This is a genomic window from Marinagarivorans algicola (assembly GCF_001292705.1).
Classification (GTDB): Bacteria; Pseudomonadota; Gammaproteobacteria; order Pseudomonadales; family Cellvibrionaceae; genus Marinagarivorans; species Marinagarivorans algicola.
This window is the reverse complement of record NZ_LGAK01000007.1, coordinates 39,885-65,375: the sequence shown is the minus strand read 5'-3', so window position 1 is coordinate 65,375 and position 25,491 is coordinate 39,885. Positions and strand designations below refer to the sequence as shown.

Below are 25,491 nucleotides of genomic sequence, written 5' to 3'. Positions count from 1 at the left end.
TGTTAAGCCTCAACCAACTCATTGATACTCTGTAATAGCAGCTTTTCTTGGTAGGGTTTACCCAAATAATGGTTAACCCCGATGCTTAATGCATGCTCACGATGCTTATCACCGGTTCGCGATGTGATCATCACAATCGGAATATTCATCCACTCTTGTGTTGTACGCATGTTTTTAGCCACCTCAAAACCATCCATACGTGGCATTTCAATATCAAGCAGCATGACATCAGGAATGCGTGTTTGCAGTACCTGCAACGCATCAACCCCATCTTTTGCCGTAATAACATTAAAGCCTTCACGCTCCAAAAATCGCGTTGTCACTTTACGTACTGTTACAGAGTCATCGACCACCATAACCGTTTTGGTCACACGTTCGACTTCTAAGGGCTGGGCAACTTTAGGCGAAGTTAAACCAATCGTTGCTACCGCGCGGCGAACCAATGCATGCGGATCGAGAATGACAACAACACTACCATCCCCCATCACTGTAGCGCCCGACATGCCTTGCACCGACGAAAATTGCGCACCTAGACTTTTTACCACAATCTCACGACTGCCCATCAAACTATCAACCTGCAAAGCCATCGTGTGCTGGGCAGAGCGAACTAAGATAACCGGCAGAGGCATCACCTGCCCCTCGAGGCGAGGATGCATATCGTCATACAACATGCCACCTAAATAACGCACTTCATAGCTTTCACCCGCATATTCAAAACGCGCATCATTTTGACTGTAATAGTGCTCAAGCTCAAATGGACTAACACGCACAATACCTTCAATGGTATTTAACGGAATAGCGTAGCTCTCTTTGCCTAAAGTAACCATCAAGGCACGGTTTACTGACACAGTAAAAGGAAGGCGGACAGTAAATTGCGTGCCGACATCTTGCTTGGACTCAATAGTCATTGAGCCACCAAGCTGCTTGATTTCAGCGGCTACTACATCCATGCCCACACCGCGACCTGAAATTTGAGTAACATGCTCGACGGTACTAAAGCCCGCCTGCAAAATAAACTGCATGATTTCGTGGTCACTTAACTCAGCATCTGCCACCATTAAACCGCGCTCAATCGCTTTTTTACGGACCTTTTCTAGCGCAATACCCTTGCCGTCATCGGCTAAACGGAGCAGGATATCGCCACCTTCTCGCGAAAAGCTTAATAGTATTCGACCACTCTCTGACTTACCTGCCGCTAAGCGTTCAGCGGGCTGCTCGATACCATGATCCACAGCATTACGTAACATATGCTCTAATGGGGCCACCATGTGCTCAAGCACCGAGCGATCCATTTCACCTTCAACATTATCCAACTCAAAGCTTACTTGCTTGTTTAGCTCACCTGCTACCTGCCGCACAATACGTCGCAAGCGCGGTACCATACGTGAAAAAGGAACCATACGTGCGCGCATTAGGCCTTCTTGTAATGAAGAGTTAATGCGTTGCTGTTGTAATAAAATCGTCTCCGTATCTTTAACTTTGTCACTGAGGGTGCGCTTCAAATCTACCAAGTCAGACGCCGACTCGGTTAACGAGCGAGATAACTGCTGCAACTGTGAATAGCGATCCATCTCTAGAGGGTCGAAGTCTTGGCTTTCACCTAACTGCTCTTGACGGAACACAATTTGCGCTTCGGTTTCCATATCTAAGCGACGCAACTGCTCTTGCAATCGTCGTAATGTCGTATCGATTTCATTAATAGCAGAACCGAAATCACTCACTTGTTGCTCAATTCGGCCACGGCTAATCGAGGTTTCGCCCGCTAAGTTCACAAGCTCTTCTAATAATTCAGAAGAAATCTTAACGGCTTCTTGCGAAGTTGTTTTTTTGTTTGAAGTAACGGCCTTCTGGGTTTCTTGTGCTGCCGGAGCCTGAGGCTCAGGCATAACAAAATCCGTTTTAGACGCTTTTTGACTTGCCAGTAACATGGCTGCCTGTTGAGCAGCCAACATGGCCTCTTGTGTATCCGCGAGCGAGCGCACCGCTTTCGACTCTGCTTCAACCACCTCAGCAGTACTCTCATCAAGATCAACGTTAGGCGTTGGTAATGTTGCCGTATTGTCGCTTGGTATGTCACTAACGGTTGCATTTGAAGGCGCTGTACTAAGAGCGGTATCACTAGAAGAGGCACTATTATTGGCAGATTCAATATGGGGAGATACAATAGGCGCGACTTCTTCGCCTGCTAAGCGTGCTTTTACTCCCTTAATGCCGTTTAGCGCTAAATCTTGATATTGATGCAGAATACTAAAGAAATTTGTTGCTTTATCAGGACCTACCTCATTAATAAGGTAAGTTTCGTATTCGTGCGTCAAATCACCGAAGACGGCTAAATTACTCAACCGTGCGCCACCTTTAAGGGTATGCAAGGCTCGCTTCATTTCTTCGGGGGCTTCAAGGCTTGACCAATCGGACTCCCATGAGTGTATTGACTCCTCTAAGAGCTCAATAAGCTCATCAGCCTCTTCGAGGAATATCTCAATAATTTCGGCATCAAAATCCTCAGCATCAATAGTGGAAGGGTCGCCACCAGCAAATAGTAATCCGCCAATAGGCTGCTGCTCTATGGGTTGTTGGTTTATGGGTTGTTGGTTTATGGGTTGTTGCTCGCTGTCGGGATCAGCCATCCGAGAGGGTTCATCCTCAGCCTCAACGATTGAAGAATGTTGTGGTTCTTCGTGTAAACCAGCAGGAACCTCCAAGTCATCAGCAACCCGACTCACATCAACACCCGAATCCTCTTCTTGAGAGTCATCTAATAATTCGGGTGTCACTACAAAATTATCCACCTCTTCCGAGTCAAAGAGATCCGACGCATCCATTTCAATATGCGTATGCATCGGTGTATCAACAGGATACTCTACGTTTTCACGCGTTGCAGCGACAGCTTCAACGTCGGTAGTCTCTTGTTCAGGTACAGACTGCGTTTCGGCAACATCAGCCGTAGGCATCTCAGCCTCGATTTCTGTTAAGCTAACGTCATCGGTTAAATCAAAGCCTGAGTTTGACAGCGAATCACCTGCTACCTGCTCTTGCTCTGAACCTTCCTCACCAGATAATCCAGTAAAAGAAAGATCCAGTGTATCGTCTGCTTCGCTATACCCTGTTGCACCAGTAATATTTAACGCATCGGTATCGATCAAATCACTGGAGATACTGTCACTTAAAGTGCTCGCAGCAATAATCTCTTCTGGGTCTTCTGAGCTCGACTGCTCTTGTGCTACTAAGTCTTCAGCGGACAGGCGTTCAGGTAACTGAGCATCTGCCGTAGACTCTTCAAGGAGATGCTCTTCGCTAGCAGTACCTTCTGTAACCCCCTGCTCTAGAGTACTATCTTCTAGGGTAGAATTGTCTAGCGTGCTACTTTCAAGAGTTTTCTCATCAGAAGGGCTGTCTTTAGAGGTCCTATCTTCAGAAAAACTGCCTTCGGAAGCACCCCCTTCAAAAGCGCTTTGTTCGGGACGCTCTTGTATGAAATGACTCTCTACAAAACGCTGCTCAATAATACTTTTTTCATCAGCATTAGGCTCTTCTGGCTTACCCTCAAAATCGTGATGCTCAGATGCGCCGCCCTCAAAAGAATCGGCATCGGATATCTCTTCACCAAAGGATTCTATGTTGGTAAGATCAACTTCATTCAGACCTGCTATGTCACTGATAGGCTCGGGAACAACCAAAAAGCTATCGAGCTGATATTGGAGGTGACTATCAACCGTTGGCAACGTTTGGGCGGCAGCAACAGCATCAATCATATCTAATAACGTATTATGAGCCTGCCTAAACGCCTCGAATACAGAGGCATCAGGAGTCAAATAATCTAGTGCCACAACATATAAGTCATGCAGCTGGCAACTTAACATTTCCATCGATGGAAAATTGGCTTGCGCCGCACCACTTTCGAGCGTTTTAAGCTCAGCCATCATTGCTGGCAGTTCTTCTGTATGGCTTAAATCCGCTTCCCAGCGTTCGATGACTTCGTCAGCATCAAGTAATAAACGAATATCTTCGGCCATGAAAATAGCTAGCATACGGGGGTCTACGGGATGCGCCGTCTTGTTGTTAGGTGCTCCTGTCGCGCGAATAAGATGCCCAAGATGTACTTCTTTTAACTCTGCTACACGCGCTATAAATTGCCCCAGCTTAGGCAGTGTAGCCTGCTCATTGCGCTCAACAAACTCTAGGCCTTCGCGCGTATACTCTGCAGCATCTTTGATCAACTGTAAGACGTCCTGATCAACGACTACTTGATAGGTTCTAAGCTCTTTGATCAGCAGTTCAAGAGGTGCCGCAAGCTGGGCAATATCGGCAACGCCAGCCATGTGCGCGCTGCCCTTGAGAGTATGCAGTGCCCGCTGCAGGCTATCGGTCGGGGTCGAATAAATAGGTGCTGCAGCATCCATATCCCCTATAAACTCGTCAATTGCCGCCAAATGTGTTTGTGCTTCAGAAGCAAATAACTCCCATAATATACGCTCTTCGACTGCATCTTCTTGACTGACTCGCTCAGCTTCTGATGCGGCGTCAGCAGCAGAAACCTCCAGTGTTTGCTCTATAGCTGCTGGCGAGGTTGCATCAGTATGTATATTTTCGGTTACATGCCTTGCCGCAATAGCATCATTTTCAGGTTTACTGAAATCGGCAGGAACTTGCCCGTTGGCCAGCTCTGTTGCCCAGGCTTCGTACAATTTGGCTTGCGGGCGTGATGCTGGAATCAGGCGCTGCTCAAAAGCATCAACCATTGAAGGTAGTAATGTGAAAACACGCTCTACAAACTCTAGATGTATCGGCTGCTGTTCAATATTATTATCGATAATACGGTTAATTAGATTTTCAACTGACCAGGCTAACTCACTAATATCAGCTGCTTTAACCATTCGACCACTGCCTTTCAAAGTATGAAAAGCCCGACGGGTAATAGTTACACCGTCACTCGACTGCGTATCGTTACGCCATTGAGGAAGAGACTCTTCAAGAGTCTCGAGGACTTCTCTGGCTTCTTCGACAAAAATTTCCGCAATATCTTCATCCACGCTCTCATCAAGCTCGAACGATACTGGGGCTTGTTGTGTGGTTACCTCCAGTTCAGTATCAATAGATTCTGGTGCCATATGGTGAGCTTGATCGCTTGATACTGTGGGTTCGGACGGCTCATCTGTGAGCGGGGTCGCGCCAATGACTGTTAAGTCATCAGTACCAAACTCTGCGGCATCTTGTTCTGAAGACTCAACGCCCTGATCAGCCGATACACTGTAACCAAGGTCACGCAACGCATCTTCGGCTAATTCTAAAAAACTATCAACATCATCACTAAAATCACCAATCAAGCGATCTAAATAATAGTCAACAGCCTCAACAGCGTTCGCTAAAACGGTCAGTGTTTCAGCGGATGGATTCTCTTCCGATGCAATAAAATGCTGCTGTATAAATTGCCCACAACTGTCAACGATCGCAGCAGCACGCACGAGCGGTATCATACCGAGACCGCCGCGCACATCTTTAATCAATCCTTCAACCGCTGCGAGTGCCGACCTATCCCACTGCGACGAATAAAACTCAACAATCGCTTCTTTAAGTTTTTCCAAGCCAATGCGACTTTGCTGAAGTACAACAACTTTAGCCTCATCAATTTCAATATCGCGCTCATTAACATCGGATAAATTAGCTTTACCAGCACCTTTGGCAATCGCATCTAAGCGATGCTCAATAGTCACGAGCTCATTAGCAACATCGGTGAGCTCATCTATATTGACGTCTACATGTTGGCTTGCCGCTAAAAGACGATCATGCTGCGCATTGGCAGCTTGGCGTAAATTAGCCACGCCTAATACCGCTAGGGTATCGGCAACACGCTTAACAATTGGCAATGAAGCCTCTAAACTACTGGTCGCACCACCCTCGGTGACAACATGGCTTAGAATCTGTTTAACGGTATTCATCTCTTCGCGCAATGCCGTGACTACAGATCGAATAGTATCTGGCTCAGGTGCCGAGATCATATTTTTGTGGAAACCACGCCCTTCTACGGCACCTTCAAACAATGCACTATTTAGGCGATAACGCTCTTTGACATTTTTAATACCGCGGCTAACTTCACCAGAGCGTGCAATATAATATAAAAGATTGCGTGCTAGGGCTTCATCAATAGGCCTATCAAAGGCCGCGGGAGCATCTTCATAGAGTTTTTTAATTTCTTTTGCTAAGCGACGTAATAAACCTTTAACCGCAACACTGAGCTCAATCTCATCTTCAATTAAGCTATCAACCAATGCACCTGCCATCTGCCAAAGGTTATTATGCACCGTACCTGTTGATGAGTTTTGCAAGCGGGCAAATACCTTACTCACGTAAACAAGGTTTTCATCAATTTTTATACCGCGCAACACACTAGCTGCAGCGTATTGGTACATTTCAAAGAGCTTTTTAAGAACTTCTTTTAGCTTTTGAGTATTGTTCAGGAGAGGGTGCTTAGCCCCATGAAGCTCTAATAAAGCGCCTAATTCTGGCGTAAATAAATTTGTTTCGCTCAGATAGCGCTCTTTACGCGCAGCCCGTAAATCATTCAACAGAGGCAATACTATACCTGGGTGATCATCCTGAATGCGCTTAACATGATCTAAATAAATAGGTAGCTGCAACAAGCTACGCATTAATACTTCTAAAGCCTCCGCTTCATTCACAACATTTTTGTTAATGATTGCGTGGGCAAGAAGCTCCATTTCTTCAGCAAACAAAGAGGCACCGTGAAACTCCACCATTTTGAGCGAACCCAAAACCTGATGGATATGTGTAAGACAAAAGCGGATACGCGTGCTATCACGGGTATCGTCGGCATAGGCCTCTAAGGCTTGTCGCGCTTCATTCAGCGCTTCGCCAATCTCGCCTATTACCCACTCAAGGGCTGCGTAATTACGTTTATCTCCCATTGGGGGTCCCATTCTTATATATGCACGTAGGCTTGTACTTCTTCCGCGGAAAGACGCTTCATTTTAGGATGAGACCAGTCAACAACTTCCCCAAGTCCTATGACGAGTACTCCCCCTGGTTTTAAGCGTTCAACAAAAGCATTCATAATGCTTTCGCGCAGCCATTTTTTAAAATAGATTAATAAATTCTGGCAGTAAATCACGTCGACCTTAACCACTGGCATCTCAGCAATATTTAAAATATTTCCCTGATGAAAACAAATGCGATCGCGCAGTGACGAAATGATTTGATACTTGCCATCATCTAATTGAGTGAAATAGCGCTTGCAGTAAGTTTCATTGAGCCGTTCCAACTTCCGATCGTTATAGACGCCATTTTTTGCCAGCGATAGAGCAGCACGACTAATATCTGTCGCAGTAATTCCGTACAGTGGATCTTTATTAACCCATTGATAAGCGTCGTTAATAACCATTGCTAGCGAGTAAGGCTCTTCTCCCGTCGAGCAGCCTACACTCCATAGTTCGAAAGCATCATCGCTATTATTATTCATCAAGCGATCAGCCAGGTGCCGAGCAATAAAATCAATCGATTCTTTATGGCGAAAAAAACTGGTTTCCTTAACCACCAAGCGATCAATTAAGCGTGTCCACTCAAGCATGCCCGATACGCCATCTAAGATATATTCGAGATAATCAGAATAACGCTCGAAATCAAGTTCACGCATTCGCATAGTCACTTGGGTTTGCAAAAAGACACGCTGCTGATCACCCATGTAGATGCCTGCACGCTCTTCAAGCAGCTTACCCCAACGCTCGAATTCGGTATCGCTCAACTCAGAGAGAGACTGTAATGACCAGACCATGATATTTCTCGTTAAACGCGAATTTCAGGCTCTTCCGTTTTACCGTCTTCCTCTAGGAAGTCGGAGTCATCCGTGCCCTCATCAAGATCATTAAGATCGTGAGTCTCTTCTACTTGAGCAGCCATCGCCAATGATTGCATTTCATTAATCATTTCTTCCGGTAGCTTAAAGCCTGCCACAGATTCATGTAATTCAATGGCCATTTGCGCCAAGCGGCCAATCGCCTCTGCCGTAGCCGAAGTACCCGCAGATGTTTGCGAGGTAAATTCCTGAATCACGTTCATCGTATTCGAGATATGGCCCGCCGATGTTGATTGTTGACGTGCCGCATTCGAAATATTTTGAATCAACTCAGCCAGACTGGCCGATACCGACTCAATTTCCTCTAGTGCAACACCCGCATCTTGCGCCAAGCGCGCACCACGCACAACCTCACTGGTTGTTTGCTCCATCGAATTTACGGCAGCGGTTGTATCACTTTGAATGGTTTTAACGAGTGCTTCAATTTGCTTCGTTGCTGTTGCAGAGCGCTCAGCTAGACGTTGAACCTCGTCCGCAACAACCGCAAAACCTCGACCTGCATCACCCGCCATCGAAGCCTGAATCGCCGCATTAAGTGCCAAGATATTTGTCTGATCCGCAATATCATTAATCAAGCTTACAATATCACCAATTTCTTGTGATGATTCACCAAGGCGCTTAATTCGCTTTGCTGTATCTTGAATCTGTTCACGAATAGTATCCATACCGTTAATGGTATTTTGTACCACTTTAGCACCATTAAAGGCGATAGATACCGCTCGCTCAGCAACTCGTGCAGATTCGGCGGCGTTAGCCGATACCTGATCAATTGTCACGGCCATTTCGTTAACAGCTGCCGATGCGCCTGCAATTTCTTGAGCCTGATGCTCAGAAGCTCGTGCAAGATGCAAGGCTGTTTGCTTGGTTTCTTCCGAAACCGCTGATACATTGGCAGAAGTATCGTTAATGCGCGAAACGAGAACACGCAATTGGTCAATGGTATAGTTAATCGAGTCGGCAATTGCACCGGTAAAGTCTTCTGTCACCGTTGCCGTTGTGGTTAAATCACCATCAGCCAAATCGGCTAGCTCATCCAGCAAGCGTAAAATCGCTGTTTGGTTTCGTTCGTTCGTTTCCGCTTGCTCTGTTAAACGGCGCTTAGTGGCTATGTTTAACATCCATACAATAGCAATCGAGCAAAAGACTGCACAGGCGATCGCTGCTATTAAGAAGTTACTGTTGACTTTACGCTCGGCAGGCAAGTTGTTCACGCCATCAGATAAATCACCTAAACGCTTAAGTAAGAATGGACTGCCATCAATAATGGCGTTAGCCGCTTGACGCGCACTAAATAAGTCGGGAGATTTCTCATAAATATCACTTACAGAACCACTTACAAAAGCAAAAAGGCGTGTGATCTGGTCTAAACTCTCGACGGCATCAGCATCGGTCACCTTTGCCATACCCATGGCAACATCACCATTTTTCATAGCCTCTAATACGTTACCAAAACGACTCGCATCACGGTTAAATTCATCCGCTGCTCGCGTTGCATCTATGCCACCACGCAACATTTTATCCACGTTACGACCAATACGCTCGGCAAACCAACTTTGACGCTGTGCGACTGAAATTTGTTCGGCTGGGGCACCGTTTTCCAACAAGATTTCAACAATGGTGTCATGCTCTTGCTGAAGCTCTGGGAGTGCCTCATTCAGTGTTGTTGCAACATCGTGCATTAAGATAATAGAATCTTGGTTATCTGTAATAACTCGCGCGTTATCTTTAATTTTTTGCCACGCAGAGTCATAGGCGCCAATTTGCTCGGCAAGCACAGCTCGAGTTTGACCATCGGTGGATTGAATTTGCCCCCACGTTTCATCCATGCCAGCAACAACACTTTCTAACTTTGCAAACGATTGCTTATCACCGGCCGTCGCATCACGTGATAATGCTGTTAGCTGGTAAGATGCCGCACGTAAATCGGCAACCATCTGCTTATAAACTTGGTCCTGCGATGAATCTTGTCGTAGTCGGTAATCGATAACGACCGTTAAAATACCAAAACCCAACAGCATTAAGACCAAAATAGCCATAAATCGATTGGATTTAATTCGTGACCAAAGGCCGTCCGAATCAGTTTTCATAGGATGCTCCCTAATGGATCAAAATTTTTGCTGTTTTGTAATAGCAAAAAGTCTTTATTATTGTTGCAAAGCTATTATTCAAAATATCTTATGTTGACAACGCTACGACCTTGATAAACACATACCCTAATTCCCAGTATTGCGACCTATCGATTTACGTCACTGCTGCACTTAGAAATCTAGGAAAGCTGGAAATTGCCTGCATATCAAACAATGCCCAAGATACACCCGCAGCATCCGTATAGCCTCCTTTCACAAAAGGTACTATTGCGTCAGGAACATCCTCGACCTGCTCTTGGTATGAATCACTCGTAAAATGCTGCATACCATAAGCTTGATCAACAACTAATCCACTATAAAACTGATCAGTATCAACCACTAACGCTCTTTGTTGCTTACGCTGCCCTAGTGATGAGCCACCAAAAAACATAGCCATATCAAACAAAGGCAATAGTCTTCCGCGTACATTTGCCAACCCCATCACCCAAGGCTGTACCCCGGGAAGTCTTGTGGCAGGTGGCAATTCTAACATTTCTACAATTTGCCCCATTGGCACGACAAAGCGACGCCCCAACAAAGAAAACCCAAGCCCACTCTGGCGAGCGGACTCATCACCTTCGGTGGGCATGGGCAAAGCATTCGAAGCTGTTTTAGCCGCTAAGTCAACAAGCGCCTGAAAACCGGCACCTGAACTCATGCGCTCTCCAGTTGTGCAATAATTTTCATTAACTGCGCCTCGTCAACCGGCTTGGTTAAATAGGCTTTCGCCCCTTGCCTCATACCCCATACACGATCAGTTTCCTGATCCTTAGTTGTCACAATGACAATAGGTATGTGTGATGTTTCAGGTGCTTTACTGAGTTGTCGCGTCGCTTGAAAACCATTCAAACCAGGCATCACAACATCCATAAGAACCAAATCAGGCTTTTCAGCCTTCGCCTTGGCAACACCACCAGCGCCCGATGAGGCAGAGCTGACGATGTAGCCGTGCTTTTCTAAAATGCTTGTCAGTTTGTACGTCTCGGTTGGCGAGTCGTCAACGATTAATACTTTAGCCATGTATCCCCCAAATCTACTTAGGCTAGCGCCATTTTGCATCTGTAGGCGATGCAAATTATTGACTTCCCTCCTAAGGGTGCTGCCTTAAAACTTTAAATTAACTTGCTTGCGCCACTTTCACATGGGCTTCGATTGCCCCTAAAAGCTCACCTTTACTAAAAGGCTTGGTCAAATATTGATCAGAACCTACAATACGCCCCTTCGCTTTATCAAAAAGACCGTCTTTACTAGAGAGCATAATAACTGGCGTAGAGCGAAACTCGCTATTATTTTTAATCAAAGCACATGTTTGATACCCATCAAGACGCGGCATCATTATGTCAACAAAAATGATATCGGGCCGGGAATCAGCAATTTTTGCCAAAGCGTCAAAACCGTCGGTTGCGGTGATGACCTCACAGCCGACTTTATTTAATAAAGTTTCAGCTGTACGGCGGATGGTTTTACTGTCGTCAATGACCATCACTTTTAGATGCTCAAGGTTAACATCCATAGACAGACCCTAAAATAGTTAATAAGTTATTGAAAATAGTCGTCGCAAGGCTATCCTTGCTTGGTCGCATCCAGCGGGCATACGTTTTAACACAGAAAACAATACTAAGCCAACAATTACACCCGCCAAACCGCTGCTAGCGCACAACAGCAACACAAATTAACGACACCAAAGTAATGTACTAAAGACAAATATATCGCCAGCGTCAAACAAATACTGCCAGCATATTTTGACTTTTTCACAAGTTCAACCGCACAATAGCAAAGCTTTTATCCGGCACCCTTTATAATCGCCCAATAGAACGAAAAGCGCCAACCTTCAGCACGTTTATTTTGGCATAACACTGAAAGAGTGCCATCGCTTTAAATATATCCACTTACTAGGTAACGTACATATGCAAAAGCACATGCTTTTTGTGATGGATCCAATCGCCAACATCAATCCTAAAAAAGACTCCTCTCTAGCCATCGCTCTGGCCGCACAAGATGCCGGATGGCAGTTAAGCTATGCCGAGCTGAGCGACCTCTATTTGCAAAATGGCGAGGCTTGGGCGCTCATTACACCTCTTACAGTTCAGCAAGATGACCACCATTGGTTTAAGCTTGGCGAAGCCTACAGCCTGAAACTTGATGATTCCTTAACCATAATGATGCGTAAAGATCCACCCTTCGACAGCCCATTTTTGTATGCAACACATATATTACAGCGCGCAGCAAATGCCGGCAGCTTAGTCGTCAACAATCCGCAAAGCCTGCGTGATTGCAACGAAAAACTTTTTGCTACCGAATTCCCCGATTGCTGCCCACCATTAATGGTCTCAAATAACCCTATTTTACTGCGCGATTTTTACAGCCAGCATAAAGACGTCATCTTTAAGCCACTCGATGGTATGGGTGGAAGCGGTATTTTTCGCTGCAAGCCAGAGGACAGTAACTTCGCCTCTATTATCGAAATACTGACTAATAATAGTCAAGATTACATCATGGCACAAAAATTTATTCCTGCTATTGATGCTGGCGATAAACGTATATTAATGGTGGATGGCGTGGCTATTGATTACGCTCTCGCAAGAATCCCCGCTAAAGGAGAACTGCGCGGCAACCTCGCGGCAGGCGGGACCGGCGTTGCGCAGCCGTTAAGCCAGCGAGATCGAGAAATTGCTGAACGCGTGGGACCCACCCTGAAAGAGAAAGGCTTACTTTTTGTCGGCCTCGATGTTATTGGGGATTACCTCACTGAAATTAACGTCACCAGCCCTACCTGTATCAAAGAGATTGATAAAGCTTATAATACTCAAATTGGCAGTAAGCTTATTCATGCCATAGAGCGCAGGCGGCAACTGGCAAGTAAATCATAATAGACAATAAACCTTCTGATAGTGGCTGTTATCTCTATGGCCACTACAATAATGGCGACACAGCGAACAACGACACCGCGCTTCAACACAACAACATTATAAAAAGATACTATCATGGCCATCAGCTCCTCCATTTCTACCGGCGACAGGTTAAGCTTCACTTTTTTCGCAGCCTTGGCTGTGCACGTATTTGTATTGCTACAGTTGAGTACCAAAATGCCCGATGCTGGCAAAATGGCTCCCACACTGAACATTACATTAGCCACCAACGCCACCCAAGAGGCGCCTGAAAAGGCTGATTTTTTGGCTCAAAGCAATCAAGCGGCCAGTGGCTCTGGTGACAAAGCGCTCGAGTTACTCACCGATGAGCACGCCGATTATAACGATACGGTTATTCGCGAAATCACACCAACCCCGCAACAAAAAACAACACAAGCCGCTCAGCAAAAAACAGAAACCCTGCGCACCCAATCAGTGAGTCGGCTTACGTTTAAAGATGATTTAGAAACCGAGCAAAATCCAGAGGAAAAAACCCTTAAAGCACAAAATGAGGATATCCTAAGATCCAACCCTGAAGCCGCCGCGTTAATGGCGCAATACGACAAAAAGCGCCAATCAGAAGCCTTACGCCCTAAAATTAGACGCATTCAAGCAGAGGCCACCAGAGCGAGTATTGATGCGCAATATTTACATGCTTACAATACACAAGTACAAGCGTATGCCAATCGCAACTTCCCACAAGAAGTCCTCAATAAAAAGCTTTTTGGCACACTCAAAATGATTGTGATCATTAACCCAGACGGCACCATTAATGATGTTGAGATGGATATGCCCTCTGAGCATGCACTACTCAACCAGTCAGCCTTACAAATGGTGTATTCCGCAGCGCCATTCGATAAAATCCCACCCGAGGTGCTCGACGGTCACGACAAGCTCGAAATTGTACGCATTTGGACCTTTGAAATTACAGGCTTATCAGTGAAATAGCCTCTCAGCGACTAACGTGACCGCAGATAAGTGGTCACCAATCATTTAGCGGTTGATTTGTATACGCAAAGCCTTTTAGAGTATAGGTTTAACGCATGCGCAACTCGAGCGGCATAACATGCTGCCAAACGCCCACCAGACAATGAGGCCCTATGAGCTCGCAGACCCTAGCACTACGCAACCACTTTCTTGTTGCCCTCCCCTCGATGACAGGAAGCGGCTTTAGTCAAAGCGTCACCTATATTTGTGACCACAACGATGAGGGCGCCATGGGGATTATCATTAATCAGCCGCTTGGCTTGTCACTACCCGATGTTTTTAAGCAACTACAACTGCCCAATGCTATTGAGCTACCCCATGCGCCGGCAGTATTAAAAGGCGGGCCGGTCAAGCCTCAGCGTGGTTTTTTATTGCATACTCCGGCTGAACAAACATGGAATACATCGATGCGTTTAACCGATGAACTCATGCTCACGGCCTCTAAAGATGCACTGGAGTCCATTGCCTATGGGCAGGGGCCTGAGCATTATCTTTTTGCTTTGGGTTTTGCCGGCTGGAGCCCAGGCCAGCTAGAGGCCGAACTCAAAGAAAACTGCTGGCTGACCATTCATGCTGACCTAGACACCTTATTTCATTGCTCTATCGAAGAAAGATGGTTATCGCTTTATGCCAAAATGGGGCTCAATCCAAGCTTCATCACATCCGGCGGTAATGCATAAATTTATGTCGTACTGCCCGCTATTGGATAGCGCAGTATTTGATAACAAATAGGAGACTTTTATGGGTTATATTATCGGCTTTGACTACGGCCTCAAAAATATTGGGGTTTCGATTGGCCAAACCATTACAAGCACTGCCTCAGAACACCCCTCATTAAAGGCGCGCGACGGCATCCCCGACTGGCAAGTGCTCGAAAATCTCATCAAGCAATGGCAACCCGACTGCGCCGTGGTTGGCTTACCATTGAACATGGACGGCACAGAAAGTGAGCTGTGTGTACGCGCACGCAAATTTGCCAACCGCCTACATGGACGCTTCGGGATCACAACACAACTCATGGATGAACGCCTCAGTACCCAGGAGGCAAAGCAAGAAGCTGCCGAGCGAGGCCATAAAGGCGACTACGGTCAAAATCCTATTGATGCCATTGCAGCACGCCTCATTTTAGAGAGCTGGCTCAATCAACACACAAAGTAGTCTTCGCACACCGTTATTCAGTGTACTCATTTTTCAATCAGCCAAAACAAAAAATCACAAAAAGCATCTGGCAGGTCTGTCAGATGCTAACCGCCTTACACAATTAAAAACGACGCATCCGGTTGCTTTCATCTTCTTGTATTGACAGTTCATCGGCAGCATTCGATAAATACTCCGCATCAGACTCAGAACCTAACTTGATCAATAAACGCAAGTCATTTGCCGAATCTGCATGCGACAAGGCATCTTCATACGTGATTTCACCTGCATCATACAAATCATACAGCGCTTGATCAAAGGTTTGCATGCCCAATTCCGTTGATTTTTTCATGAGTTCTTTTAACTCATGCACCTCGCCCTTACGAATAATATCTTGCGCCAAAGGTGTATTAATTAAAATTTCAAGACAAGCGCGGCGACCGTTACCGTCAGGAGTAGGAATCAATTGCTGTGCAATAATGGCCTTAAGGTTAAGTGATAAATCCATCCATAACTGGTTATGCCGATCCGCTGGAAAAAAGTGAATAATACGATCTAACGCTTGGTTTGCATTATTGGCATGCAACGTACATAGGCACAAATGACCAGTTTCGGCAAAAGCAATTGCATTATCCATGGTTTCGCGTGTACGGACCTCACCAATCAAAATAACATCAGGCGCTTGGCGCAATGTATTTTTGAGCGCGACCTCAAACGACTCGGTATCAATGCCGACTTCACGCTGGGTAATCACGCACCCTTGATGCTGATGCACAAATTCAATTGGGTCTTCAATCGAAATAATATGCCCTTTAGAATTGCGATTGCGATGCCCAATCATCGAGGCCAAAGAGGTCGACTTACCGGTACCTGTCGCTCCTACAAACATCACTAAGCCACGTTTGGTCATCGCTAAATCTTTAAGGACTTCAGGCAGTCCCAAGTCATCCACTGTCGGAATCTTCGTTTCGATGCGCCGCAATACCATACCCACAAGATTACGCTGATAAAATGCACTCACACGAAAGCGGCCAACACCGCGTGCACTAATGGCAAAATTAAGCTCTTTTTTTGCGACAAACTCCTGACGCTGCTTTTCATTCATAGTGCTTAAAACCGTTTCCCGAGATTTTTCGGGTGAGAGCGGCGTAGTCGTCACAGGAACTATTTTACCGTGCACCTTAATAGAAGGTGGTACTCCGGCAGTAATAAATAAATCGGAAGCTTGCTTTTCCGACATCACCTGAAGAAGGCGTTCGATTTCCATGGTCACTCTCTTGATTTAAAGGCTTATTAATACATTGCTTGGCGCGCTCATCATCATATCGGCACGCCAAACACATCACTTTATAGTTTAGAAATTCTCTGGCATTTTTGCTTTTTCGCGGGCCACATCACGATTAATAATACGACGCGAGACCAAATCAGCCAGACACTGATCCATCGTCTGCATACCCAAAGCAGAACCCGTCTGAATCGATGAATACATTTGCGCAATTTTATCTTCGCGAATCAAGTTACGAATAGCGGGCGTACCGCGCATGATTTCATGAGCTGCCACCCGCCCACCACCGGTACGCTTAAGCAGCGTTTGAGAAATAACGGCCTGCAATGATTCAGACAGCATCGAGCGCACCATTGACTTTTCGTTAGCAGGAAATACATCGACCACCCGGTCAATCGTTTTCGGCGCAGAGGTTGTATGCAGCGTACCAAAAACCAAATGGCCCGTTTCGGCTGCAGTTAACGCTAGACGAATGGTCTCTAGATCTCGCATCTCACCCACTAAGATGATATCGGGGTCTTCGCGCAAAGCCGAGCGCAGTGCTTCAGAGAAGCCATGAGTATCGCGATGCACTTCTCGCTGATTAACCAGACACTTCTTAGACTCATGTACAAATTCGATAGGATCCTCAATGGTTAAGATATGCTCGTATTTACTATCATTAATAAAATCAATCATCGCCGCTAGCGTTGTTGATTTACCTGAACCTGTCGGTCCTGTCACTAAAACCAAACCACGAGGTACCGAGCAAATATCGCGAAACACCTGTCCCATACCCAACTCCTCCATGCTCAACACCTTAGAGGGGATCGTACGAAATACAGCACCAGCACCGCGGTTATGGTTAAAAGCATTGACACGAAAACGGGCAACACCCGGTACTTCAAACGAAAAATCGGTCTCCAAGAACTCTTCAAAGTCTTTGCGCTGTTTATCGTTCATAATTTCATAAATTAGCGCATGCACAGACTTATGGTCCATCGGGGGTAAGTTAATCCGGCGGACATCGCCATCAACACGGATCATTGGCGGCAAACCTGCCGACAAATGCAAATCAGAGGCGCCTTGCTTGGCCGAAAACGCCAGTAGCTCAGTAATATCCATAGTTAAGACCTTGTTTTCTTTTATTGTATTTAAGCGTATGGCAGATATAACGCATAAGAGGTAAGCGCTTTAAAGCAAAGGTTGTTAAACTGCAAAAGCTAACTCCACCCTCCCCTAAATTGCTAAACAGCCAGTATATGCCGAACATTTCACACAACCTAGCGCAAATACGCGCACGCATTCATGGTATTGCGAAAAAACATAACATAAACCCTTATAACACACGATTACTCGCTGTCTCTAAAACACAACCCGCCAGCGCACTCATAGAAGCCTACAATGCGCAACAACGTGATTTTGGTGAAAACTACGCGCAAGAGCTCGAACAAAAAGCTCGGGCACTGGCTCACCTCGATATTATCTGGCACTTTATTGGCCCGATTCAATCAAACAAAACCCGCGTTATTGCCGAGTACAGCCACTGGGTACACAGTATAGACCGCTGCAAAATTGCCGAGCGCCTAAATAAGCAGCGCCCCAGCCACCTACCGCCGCTACAAGTGTGCATTCAAGTTAATATTGATGATGAAAGCAGCAAATCCGGTATTACCCCTACCGAGCTTGATGCACTCATCGCATGTATTCGCGCATTGCCGAATCTTAATTTGCGAGGCTTAATGGCCATACCGAGCAAAAGCAATCCCGCCAAAGCCTTTGACGCATTACAAGCGCTAGCTCAGCAGCATCATTTACACACATTATCAATGGGCATGAGCGGTGATATCGAAGAGGCTATTGCCGCAGGCAGCACGATTGTGCGAGTGGGCACTGCCATCTTTGGCCCTAGAGCCCCTCAACACCACACAGGTGCAAACCATGGCGAGCAATAAAGTAGCTAACCCCCGACTCTGGGTCACCACCTTACATTCACAATATCCATACCTACAACCTACACATTGAGGCAATCATGAGTAATATTTGTTTTATCGGCGCAGGAAATATGGCGCAGAGTATTATTGGCGGGCTCATTAACGCTGGCACCCCTAAAGCCCAAATTTGGGCCACCGCTCGCAGCGAGGCCACACTCAGCACTTTACGGGCGCTGGAAATCAATGTCACCAGCGATAACTTAGCCGCTATAGCAGCTTGCGATATTGTCATACTTGCCGTTAAACCCGCTATATTTTCATCGCTGTGCGAGCATATTGCACCGTCTATTGGCGACAAGCTCGTGATTTCTGTTGCTGCAGGCATTACTTGCGATGCTTTAGCGCGCTGGCTCGGCAAGCACGTTGCCATCGTTCGTAGCATGCCCAATACACCATCATTAATTGGCGAGGGCGTGTCAGGTCTTTTTGCCAACACTCATGTTAGCCCGACACAAAAGCAAGCCGCTCACACTATTGCGCAAGCTGCCGGTCGAGCACACTGGATAGAAGATGAGGCGTTAATGCATACCGTTATTGCTGTATCGGGTAGTGGCCCGGCTTATTTCTTTTTATTTTTAGAGTCGATGATTGATGCAGCCATTGCACAAGGCATGGATCCTTCAGTAGCGCGCGATTTGGCCATACAAACAGCTAAAGGTGCCGCTTTACTGGCCGAGCATAGTGATGACGATGTCAAAACACTACGTCAAAAAGTCACCTCAGCAGGTGGCACTACCGAGCAAGCCATCCTGAGTTTTGAAGCAACAGGGCTACGCGCACATGTCGCAACGGCCATGAATGCTTGTGCCGAGCGTTCCAAAACAATGGAAAAAGAGCTCAACTAAAGCCCTGTTAAACGCTCCATGACAGGTTGCGCTTTCACAACCCCTTTAACCACATCATCACGAGGACACGCCATGCAAGGCACACTGGTTCAAATTGCTCTTTTTATTGTCAATACCTTAGGCACACTACTCATTGGCGCGGTAGTAGTGCGCTTTTTATTACAAGTCGTTCGCGCTGACTTCTACAATCCGCTGTCGCAAATGATTGTCAAAATCACCAACCCACTGCTTAAACCATTTCGCAAAGCAATTCCTGGTTTTGGTGGGTTTGATTTAGCTGCTGTCATCTTAGCCCTTGTACTACAGATTGTTTTAATTGGGCTGCTACAGCTTATTCAAGGCAATGCCGTGGGTCTGTATGGTGGATTACTATTTGTGTGGGCATTTCTGGCTATTATTATGATGCTACTGGGTGTATACATGATCAGTATGTTTATTGTCGCTATCGCAAGCTTTATCGCCCCTCAGAGTCATAATTATGCCCTAGCCCTCATGCGCCAACTGATTGACCCAGTATGTCGCCCAATGCAAAAACTGATTCCGCCCATGGGCGGCTTCGATTTTTCGTTTATGGCTGTTGCGATGATTATTTATATTTTGCGTATTTTTATCACCGGCGTAGGCCATAGTTTAGGTATCCCATTGTAACGTCGCCTGCCAATAACGCCTTCGGTTAATACCCTTGTAAGCCAGATCTTTAGCACATTTTGATGTATAACAAAAAATGGTATCGCTAAAATTGTTATACATCAAAAAGCCTATTTCACTCGCTGTCATGCTATGAATAACCGTACACAAGACCGCTAGGTGCTTCTCGCAGCTCATCTTACTGCTTTCACTTTAAACGTTTCGTGTACTTAACATCACCAGCAGAGGTATTGATTATGATGCAGGCAACAATTGGAGTCGTCACAGTGATTGGGTTTTTAGTGGTATTAGCCGCTGCCAGCTTAGGCTTAATGCTTATTGATAAAGCCTTTGCCAAAAATCGCCAGCACTAACAATTAAAGGTAACATTGCGGCTAAAAGCCATTAAAAACAAAAAGCCCATCAATATAGCATCACGCATATTGATGGGCTTTAGAGTATGTCAAATATGGTTTTAAATTAGCGGAGCATTAAAGCTCTGCTATTCATGCTCAGAGGTATACAGATTTTTCTCATTTTCGTAATTGGCCATAATGACTGCACAACAGCTATCACTAAAGACATTCACCGCGGTGCGCAACATATCAAGAACGCGGTCGGTCACTAACAGCAACCCAATTCCCTCTAAAGGCAGCCCAATGGAGCCTAAAATAATAGCAATAGCCACCAAACTCGCAGAAGGAATACCTGCCACGCCCACCGATGTCAGCAGTGCTACCATCACAATTAATAATTGCTGTGCAATACCCAGCTCCAAACCGTAAGCCTGAGCAATAAACATGGCCGCCACGCACTCATACAGCGCTGTACCGTCCATATTCACCGTTGCCCCCAGCGGAATCACAAACGAAGATGTCTTATTCGATACGCCTACATTTTTACGCAAGCACTCTAACGTGACAGGCAAGGTAGCCGACGAGCTCGCCGTCGAAAAAGCCGTTAGCATTGCAGGGAACATGGCGCGGTAGTGCAGTAAGGGATTCACCCCGCCCAACGTTTTCAGTAAAATGGCCATCGTCACAAACACATGAAAACCTAAGGCAAAAACAACCGTCAAAAAGAAAACAGCCAAAGGCACAAAACTTTGCAAGCCTGTCACCATGGCCGTTTTAGCGACCAAACCAAAAACACCAATAGGCGCAAATTTCATAATAAACAAGGTGATATGCATCATGGTATCAAACACGCCTTGCCAAAAATTGGCCAACGTATCGCGCCCAGCAGGCGCAGCCTTACTCATAAACAAACCGAACAACACCCCAAAAACAATCACAGCCAGCAACTGATTGCTATCACCGGCAGCGTCGACTACGTTAGTCGGTAACATCCGTAAAAACACACCGGCTATGTCATCGGTACTTTTACCGTTGACTTTTTCTAGTGCGCCATCAAGCTCACTCGGCGAACTGAGATTTAATTGCTCACGAGCCGGCTCACCATCAATAATACCCGGCTGTGTTATATTCACCGCTGCCAAGCCAATGCAAATGGCTAAAAAACTCGACAACAAATAAAACCCAAGAGTCCGGCTGCCCAAGCGGCCCACATGCTCACCACTGCCTAGCCCATAAACCCCGCAAATAATTGACGCTAATACCAGCGGTACAACTACCATTTTAAGGCCACGTAAAAAAAGCGACCCTACAAAATCAAATACGCTATATAGCGAAATACCCACAATACTGACATCGTCTTCTAATGGTAAACCGATCAATAACGCTAACGCTATTGCCGCTAGAATTTGCCAGTGTAATGCCCACTTTAGTGGTGAATAATTACCCATTGTTAACCCCTTGTTTAACCGCATTTTTAAATTTCTCACCGGCTTTAAAGCTGGCTTTATTGTGCGCGGCTATTGTGATGGCAGCTCCCGTTTGAGGGTTACGCCCTTGTCGCTTGGCTGTATATTTAAGGCTAAATACTCCAAAACCGATCAAACTGACTTTTTCGCCTCGCGCTAGCGCATTGGTAATTTGCTCAATAAAACTGGCAACGCATTCATCGGCTTGGCGTATCGTCAGATCCGCACACTGCGCCACCTTAGCCACTAACTCTGTTTTTAACATAACGACCTCTATGGCTGACACTCATTATTATTTTTAAAACTTAATTGATTTTGAAGCTTGGCCATGCGTTAAGAGCGTAACCTAAGCCTCAGCTCCGACCGAAAACACACTTAGCATCATAAACACAATCACTGAATAACATCAAAAAACACACTCAGTTAGTCTACAAGACGTCAGTTTTGCTCACAAAACAAACGCTTTTGATCGAAATTTTTATACCTATCGAACAATCTATCCCGCCTTGATCAATGGCTTAAGACACCCAAAAAGAGCAACAGGCTAAACGCACCGACGCGCTATATCAAGTTATCAGCGTTTTCATTGTCGTGATGTTCCCGTGATAGCACCAACACCTTTCGCACTTATAGGCTTTTGCAGGCTATAATTATGCACCAACAATTATGCACTTACCCTTGTGCGCCAGCGCGAGAAGCCAACCGATAAAAATGATACCCTCATGACCCACACCCGCAAAACCTCACCGTCATCCAAATTAACGCCCCGCTTAAAGCCCTCAATGCTCAGCGCATGTATGCGCCTTATGCGCTTGGATAAACCCATTGGTATTTTTTTGGTGTTATGGCCGGCATTATGGGCTTTATGGATTGCTGCCGAGGGTGTTCCCCCTTGGCCTGAACTGTTTGTATTTGTCGTGGGCGCAATTGTGATGCGCTCGGCTGGCTGCGTCATCAATGATTACGCCGACCGTAAAATAGACGGTCATGTTAGCCGCACCAAGCATCGTCCGCTCGTCAATGGCGAGCTCAGCCCGCGCTTTGCCTTGGGGTTATTTGTGAGTTTATTAATAGTGGCATTAATCTTGGTGTCGCTCACTAATCTTATGACCATTCTCACTGCTACCGGAGCTGCTGCACTAACGGCTATTTACCCATATATGAAGCGCCACACCTACTTGCCACAGGTTGTCTTAGGCGCGGCCTTCGCTTGGGCCGTTCCTATGGCTTTTGCTGCCATAACTCAAACACTCCCCAAACCCATGTGGACGCTATACATTGGTGTTGTTATTTGGACGATTGTTTACGATACCTTTTATGCCATGGTTGACCGAGAAGACGATTTGAAAATCGGCGTTAAATCAACGGCCATTTTATTTGCTGACAACGACCGAATAATTACGGGCTGTCTACAGGTTTTTGTATTGCTAGTCTTAATCATGGTGGGTAATAGTTTTGCGCTACAGTGGCCGTATTACCTCAGCTTAACCGGTGTTGCACTCCTTTTTGTGTATCAACAATGCCTGATTCGCACACGCCAACGGGCGGCATGCTTTAGTGCTTTTTTAAACAACAACTGGGTTGGCATGCTGATTTTTGTCGGCATTGCGACCAGCTATATGCTGCCAAATACCGTATAACGGCGCCAAAAATGACGATTTAATCGCAATAACGCGCCACATGAAAGTCATAAATCTGACATCATTTGCAACGCTGTCATAAAACAGCAACAAAATGTTTATTTAATCATGCCCCAAGAAGCTCAACCTCACGTAATGACTCACGCACTGACAGGCAGTTGAAATGGTAACCAAAACAATATTAATCGTGGACGACGAAGCCCCCATACGCGACATGTTGCGCGTAGCACTCGAAATGGCAGAGTACAATTGCCTTGAAGCCGAAGACGCTCAAAATGCCCATGCAATCATCATTGATCAAAAGCCCGATTTGATTATTTTAGATTGGATGATGCCCGGCACTAGCGGTATGGAACTTGCGCGCAGACTCAAGCGTGATCAGCTCACCAGCGAAATCCCCATTATTATGCTCACCGCCAAAGGGGAAGAGGATAACAAAATTCAAGGCCTTGAAGCCGGCGCCGATGATTACATCACCAAACCTTTTTCGCCTCGCGAACTCGTTGCACGCCTTAAAGCGGTACTACGCCGTACAGATACTCTTTCAACTGGCGACCCGATTATTGTTGATGGCCTATGCCTTGATCCCTCAAGCCATCGCGTCACGATTAGTCAAGAACCTGTACAAATGGGGCCTACAGAGTATCGCCTACTGGAGTTTTTTTTAACGCATCAAGAGCGTGTCTATACTCGCAATCAGCTGCTCGATCACGTATGGGGCGGTAATGTGTATGTCGAAGAACGCACCGTTGATGTGCATATCCGTCGTCTTCGCAAAGCATTAACACTTGAAGGTCACGATCGTTTTATTCAAACTGTGCGCGGCGCCGGTTACCGCTTTTCCCCTAAGGTGACCGCCCAAGCCGAGTAATCACAAAGAAATAGGTATTTATGTTACGTCGTGGGTTAAGAGCCGAGATTCGGTGGTTTTGTATTTGGCTAGCTGTATTTGCTACCACAGGATTACTACTTGGAGGCCTAACGGCCGCTTTACTGTGTTTTAGTTTTGGCTATATTGGCTGGATTTTTACGCGCCTTTATAAGCTAGAAGGTTGGGTCAACCAAGCACGCCGCAAGCACCCACCTGAAGAAGAGCTCCACGGCGTATGGGCAGATATTACCGATGATGTCCAACTCATGTTCAACCGTCACGAAAAGGAGAAGCTACGCTTAGAGGCCGTTGTGTATCGCGTGCAAGAAATGACTACCGCGCTCAGTGACGGCGTAGTGTTGGTTGATGCGCGCGGCAATATTGAATGGTGGAATCGCGCAGCAGGCGAATTATTTAACTTCCAAAATATCGACCTCGGGCAAAAAGTCACCAACCTCATTCGCTTTCCCAAATTTATTCGCTATTACGACAAAGGCGACTTCAATGAGCCTCTGGATCATACGCTGGCACATAAAAACCAGTTAGAGGTCGAATTTTTAGTTCACCCCTTTGGCCAGAACGAGCGCCTTATTGTTATACGCGATATTTCACGGCTGAGTAAGCTTGAGCGCATGCGTAAAGATTTTGTTGCCAATGTATCGCATGAACTGCGCACTCCTCTCACAGTATTACGCGGCTACCTAGAAACCCTTGAAGACGCCGATAATGTACCGCCGGTATGGCACAAAGCGCTTGGGCATATGCAAAGCCAAGCCACTCGTATGACCTCATTGATCAATGATCTTATTACCCTCAGTCGCTTAGAGACCGATGAAAAAGAGCACAGCCAAGAGACCGTTAATCTCTTCGCCCTTAGTAATATTATCGCTGAAGATGCACGTCATATTAGTGGTGATAAACGGCATTTAATTAGTGTCAGCGGCGATCACGACATTACCATTTATGGGCGTGAGCAAGAACTGCGTAGCGCTGTGTCGAACCTCGTCTTTAACGCCATCAATTACACCTCAAAAGAAGGCGTTATTCTGATCCATGTTAGCCAAGGCGTAGACGGCACCCATATCAGCGTGAGTGATAACGGCGAAGGAATAGACCCAAAACATATTCCTCGTTTAACTGAGCGTTTTTATCGCGTCGACCCAGGACGAGCGGTCACCTCAGGTGGCACAGGCCTAGGCTTAGCCATTGTAAAACATGTACTCCTGCGCCATAACGCTGAACTACGCATTAAAAGCGCCCCTGGTCGCGGTAGCGAATTTACATGTTACTTTCCACCGGCACGCAGTGTAATACCTATTCAGCGCAGTGCCTAAAGTGACACGTATCCATTCATACATCACGATAGCTAAAAACAGCAAGGCCAGATATCACAGATATCACA

Annotated in this window: 20 protein-coding genes; 10 read left to right on the top strand and 10 right to left on the bottom strand. The window is 46.1% G+C overall.

Going from position 1 to position 25,491, the window contains the following annotated elements:
• Positions 1-2 precede the first annotated feature (2 nt).
• From AC438_RS02920 to pilG, 6 genes are all read right to left on the bottom strand, one after another.
• Positions 3-6,923, bottom strand: a complete 6,921-nt coding sequence (locus AC438_RS02920) for a hybrid sensor histidine kinase/response regulator (protein WP_053979780.1) — start codon at positions 6,921-6,923, stop codon at positions 3-5.
• 14 nt (positions 6,924-6,937) lie between these two features.
• Positions 6,938-7,786, bottom strand: coding sequence for a CheR family methyltransferase (locus AC438_RS02915; RefSeq protein WP_053979779.1), 849 nt, complete (start codon positions 7,784-7,786; stop codon positions 6,938-6,940).
• Between the two features lie 11 nt (positions 7,787-7,797).
• Positions 7,798-9,954 (bottom strand): methyl-accepting chemotaxis protein, encoded by a 2,157-nt coding sequence (locus tag AC438_RS02910; protein WP_053979778.1) that lies wholly within the window; start codon positions 9,952-9,954, stop codon positions 7,798-7,800.
• A gap of 154 nt (positions 9,955-10,108) precedes the next feature.
• Positions 10,109-10,651, bottom strand: a complete 543-nt coding sequence (locus AC438_RS02905; RefSeq protein ID WP_053979777.1) for a chemotaxis protein CheW — start codon at positions 10,649-10,651, stop codon at positions 10,109-10,111.
• The gene (gene pilH / locus AC438_RS02900; RefSeq protein WP_053979776.1) at positions 10,648-11,013 is read right to left on the bottom strand and encodes a twitching motility response regulator PilH; all 366 of its coding nucleotides are present in this window, start codon (positions 11,011-11,013) and stop codon (positions 10,648-10,650) included. Before pilH ends, AC438_RS02905 begins: the two co-directional genes overlap by 4 nt.
• A 97-nt stretch (positions 11,014-11,110) precedes the next feature.
• Complete coding sequence (pilG, locus tag AC438_RS02895) at positions 11,111-11,506, bottom strand: twitching motility response regulator PilG (RefSeq protein ID WP_053979775.1); 396 nt, start codon at positions 11,504-11,506, stop codon at positions 11,111-11,113.
• 394 nt (positions 11,507-11,900) lie between these two features.
• On the opposite strand from pilG, the gene gshB reads away from it, so the two are divergent.
• From gshB to ruvX, 4 genes are all read left to right on the top strand, one after another.
• A complete protein-coding gene (gene gshB, locus AC438_RS02890) occupies positions 11,901-12,863 on the top strand; it encodes a glutathione synthase (RefSeq protein ID WP_053979774.1) in 963 nt (320 codons plus the stop codon).
• Between the two features lie 114 nt (positions 12,864-12,977).
• Positions 12,978-13,850: an energy transducer TonB gene (locus AC438_RS02885; RefSeq protein WP_053979773.1), complete on the top strand. Its 873-nt coding sequence runs from the start codon at positions 12,978-12,980 to the stop codon at positions 13,848-13,850.
• 152 nt (positions 13,851-14,002) lie between these two features.
• On the top strand, positions 14,003-14,569 hold the full coding sequence (locus AC438_RS02880) for a YqgE/AlgH family protein (protein WP_053979772.1): 567 nt from the start codon (positions 14,003-14,005) through the stop codon (positions 14,567-14,569).
• Between the two features lie 61 nt (positions 14,570-14,630).
• Positions 14,631-15,047 carry a Holliday junction resolvase RuvX gene (gene ruvX, locus AC438_RS02875; RefSeq protein WP_053979771.1) on the top strand — a complete coding sequence of 139 codons (417 nt, stop codon included), beginning with the start codon at positions 14,631-14,633 and terminating at the stop codon, positions 15,045-15,047.
• Positions 15,048-15,150: 103 nt separating this feature from the next.
• Here the strand turns inward: ruvX and AC438_RS02870 are convergent, their stop codons facing one another.
• Both AC438_RS02870 and AC438_RS02865 read right to left on the bottom strand, forming a co-directional pair.
• Positions 15,151-16,293: a PilT/PilU family type 4a pilus ATPase gene (locus AC438_RS02870; RefSeq protein WP_053979770.1), complete on the bottom strand. Its 1,143-nt coding sequence runs from the start codon at positions 16,291-16,293 to the stop codon at positions 15,151-15,153.
• A gap of 87 nt (positions 16,294-16,380) precedes the next feature.
• Positions 16,381-17,415: a type IV pilus twitching motility protein PilT gene (locus tag AC438_RS02865; RefSeq protein WP_053979769.1), complete on the bottom strand. Its 1,035-nt coding sequence runs from the start codon at positions 17,413-17,415 to the stop codon at positions 16,381-16,383.
• Positions 17,416-17,552: 137 nt separating this feature from the next.
• Here AC438_RS02865 and AC438_RS02860 point away from each other — a divergent pair, with 137 nt between their 5' ends.
• The 3 genes from AC438_RS02860 (at position 17,553) to AC438_RS02850 (ending at position 19,777) form a co-directional block, all read left to right on the top strand.
• Positions 17,553-18,245, top strand: coding sequence for a YggS family pyridoxal phosphate-dependent enzyme (locus tag AC438_RS02860; RefSeq protein WP_053979768.1), 693 nt, complete (start codon positions 17,553-17,555; stop codon positions 18,243-18,245).
• Positions 18,246-18,322: 77 nt separating this feature from the next.
• Complete coding sequence (gene proC / locus AC438_RS02855; RefSeq protein ID WP_202904692.1) at positions 18,323-19,129, top strand: pyrroline-5-carboxylate reductase; 807 nt, start codon at positions 18,323-18,325, stop codon at positions 19,127-19,129.
• A 72-nt stretch (positions 19,130-19,201) separates the two neighbouring features.
• The gene (locus AC438_RS02850) at positions 19,202-19,777 is read left to right on the top strand and encodes a YggT family protein (protein WP_053979766.1); all 576 of its coding nucleotides are present in this window, start codon (positions 19,202-19,204) and stop codon (positions 19,775-19,777) included.
• 481 nt (positions 19,778-20,258) lie between these two features.
• On the opposite strand, the gene AC438_RS02845 is transcribed toward AC438_RS02850, so the two are convergent.
• Complete coding sequence (locus AC438_RS02845) at positions 20,259-21,560, bottom strand: dicarboxylate/amino acid:cation symporter (protein WP_053979765.1); 1,302 nt, start codon at positions 21,558-21,560, stop codon at positions 20,259-20,261.
• Positions 21,553-21,843, bottom strand: a complete 291-nt coding sequence (locus tag AC438_RS02840) for an HU family DNA-binding protein (protein WP_053979764.1) — start codon at positions 21,841-21,843, stop codon at positions 21,553-21,555. The genes AC438_RS02845 and AC438_RS02840 overlap by 8 nt, the downstream gene beginning before the upstream one ends.
• Before the next feature lie 457 nt (positions 21,844-22,300).
• Here AC438_RS02840 and ubiA point away from each other — a divergent pair, with 457 nt between their 5' ends.
• The 3 genes from ubiA (at position 22,301) to phoR (ending at position 25,423) form a co-directional block, all read left to right on the top strand.
• The gene (gene ubiA, locus AC438_RS02835) at positions 22,301-23,218 is read left to right on the top strand and encodes a 4-hydroxybenzoate octaprenyltransferase (RefSeq protein WP_053979830.1); all 918 of its coding nucleotides are present in this window, start codon (positions 22,301-22,303) and stop codon (positions 23,216-23,218) included.
• A 163-nt stretch (positions 23,219-23,381) separates the two neighbouring features.
• A complete protein-coding gene (gene phoB, locus AC438_RS02830) occupies positions 23,382-24,089 on the top strand; it encodes a phosphate regulon transcriptional regulator PhoB (protein ID WP_053979763.1) in 708 nt (235 codons plus the stop codon).
• Between the two features lie 20 nt (positions 24,090-24,109).
• Positions 24,110-25,423, top strand: a complete 1,314-nt coding sequence (gene phoR / locus AC438_RS02825) for a phosphate regulon sensor histidine kinase PhoR (RefSeq protein ID WP_053979762.1) — start codon at positions 24,110-24,112, stop codon at positions 25,421-25,423.
• Positions 25,424-25,491 lie beyond the last annotated feature (68 nt).

What these genes read in the sequence shown, in the direction of transcription:
- AC438_RS02885 (WP_053979773.1), top strand. Translation starts at nt 12,978, where the DNA reads ATGGCCATCAGCTCCTCCATTTCTACCGGCGACAGGTTAAGCTTCACT.
- pilH (WP_053979776.1), bottom strand. Translation starts at nt 11,013, where the DNA reads ATGGCTAAAGTATTAATCGTTGACGACTCGCCAACCGAGACGTACAAA.
- AC438_RS02910 (WP_053979778.1), bottom strand. Translation starts at nt 9,954, where the DNA reads ATGAAAACTGATTCGGACGGCCTTTGGTCACGAATTAAATCCAATCGA.
- AC438_RS02865 (WP_053979769.1), bottom strand. Translation starts at nt 17,415, where the DNA reads ATGGATATTACTGAGCTACTGGCGTTTTCGGCCAAGCAAGGCGCCTCT.
- pilG (WP_053979775.1), bottom strand. Translation starts at nt 11,506, where the DNA reads ATGGATGTTAACCTTGAGCATCTAAAAGTGATGGTCATTGACGACAGT.
- AC438_RS02920 (WP_053979780.1), bottom strand. Translation starts at nt 6,923, where the DNA reads ATGGGAGATAAACGTAATTACGCAGCCCTTGAGTGGGTAATAGGCGAG.
- AC438_RS02880 (WP_053979772.1), top strand. Translation starts at nt 14,003, where the DNA reads ATGAGCTCGCAGACCCTAGCACTACGCAACCACTTTCTTGTTGCCCTC.
- AC438_RS02840 (WP_053979764.1), bottom strand. Translation starts at nt 21,843, where the DNA reads ATGTTAAAAACAGAGTTAGTGGCTAAGGTGGCGCAGTGTGCGGATCTG.
- AC438_RS02870 (WP_053979770.1), bottom strand. Translation starts at nt 16,293, where the DNA reads ATGGAAATCGAACGCCTTCTTCAGGTGATGTCGGAAAAGCAAGCTTCC.
- AC438_RS02905 (WP_053979777.1), bottom strand. Translation starts at nt 10,651, where the DNA reads ATGAGTTCAGGTGCCGGTTTTCAGGCGCTTGTTGACTTAGCGGCTAAA.
- ruvX (WP_053979771.1), top strand. Translation starts at nt 14,631, where the DNA reads ATGGGTTATATTATCGGCTTTGACTACGGCCTCAAAAATATTGGGGTT.
- gshB (WP_053979774.1), top strand. Translation starts at nt 11,901, where the DNA reads ATGCAAAAGCACATGCTTTTTGTGATGGATCCAATCGCCAACATCAAT.
- phoB (WP_053979763.1), top strand. Translation starts at nt 23,382, where the DNA reads ATGGTAACCAAAACAATATTAATCGTGGACGACGAAGCCCCCATACGC.
- AC438_RS02850 (WP_053979766.1), top strand. Translation starts at nt 19,202, where the DNA reads ATGCAAGGCACACTGGTTCAAATTGCTCTTTTTATTGTCAATACCTTA.
- ubiA (WP_053979830.1), top strand. Translation starts at nt 22,301, where the DNA reads ATGACCCACACCCGCAAAACCTCACCGTCATCCAAATTAACGCCCCGC.
- phoR (WP_053979762.1), top strand. Translation starts at nt 24,110, where the DNA reads ATGTTACGTCGTGGGTTAAGAGCCGAGATTCGGTGGTTTTGTATTTGG.
- AC438_RS02860 (WP_053979768.1), top strand. Translation starts at nt 17,553, where the DNA reads ATGCCGAACATTTCACACAACCTAGCGCAAATACGCGCACGCATTCAT.
- proC (WP_202904692.1), top strand. Translation starts at nt 18,323, where the DNA reads ATGAGTAATATTTGTTTTATCGGCGCAGGAAATATGGCGCAGAGTATT.
- AC438_RS02845 (WP_053979765.1), bottom strand. Translation starts at nt 21,560, where the DNA reads ATGGGTAATTATTCACCACTAAAGTGGGCATTACACTGGCAAATTCTA.
- AC438_RS02915 (WP_053979779.1), bottom strand. Translation starts at nt 7,786, where the DNA reads ATGGTCTGGTCATTACAGTCTCTCTCTGAGTTGAGCGATACCGAATTC.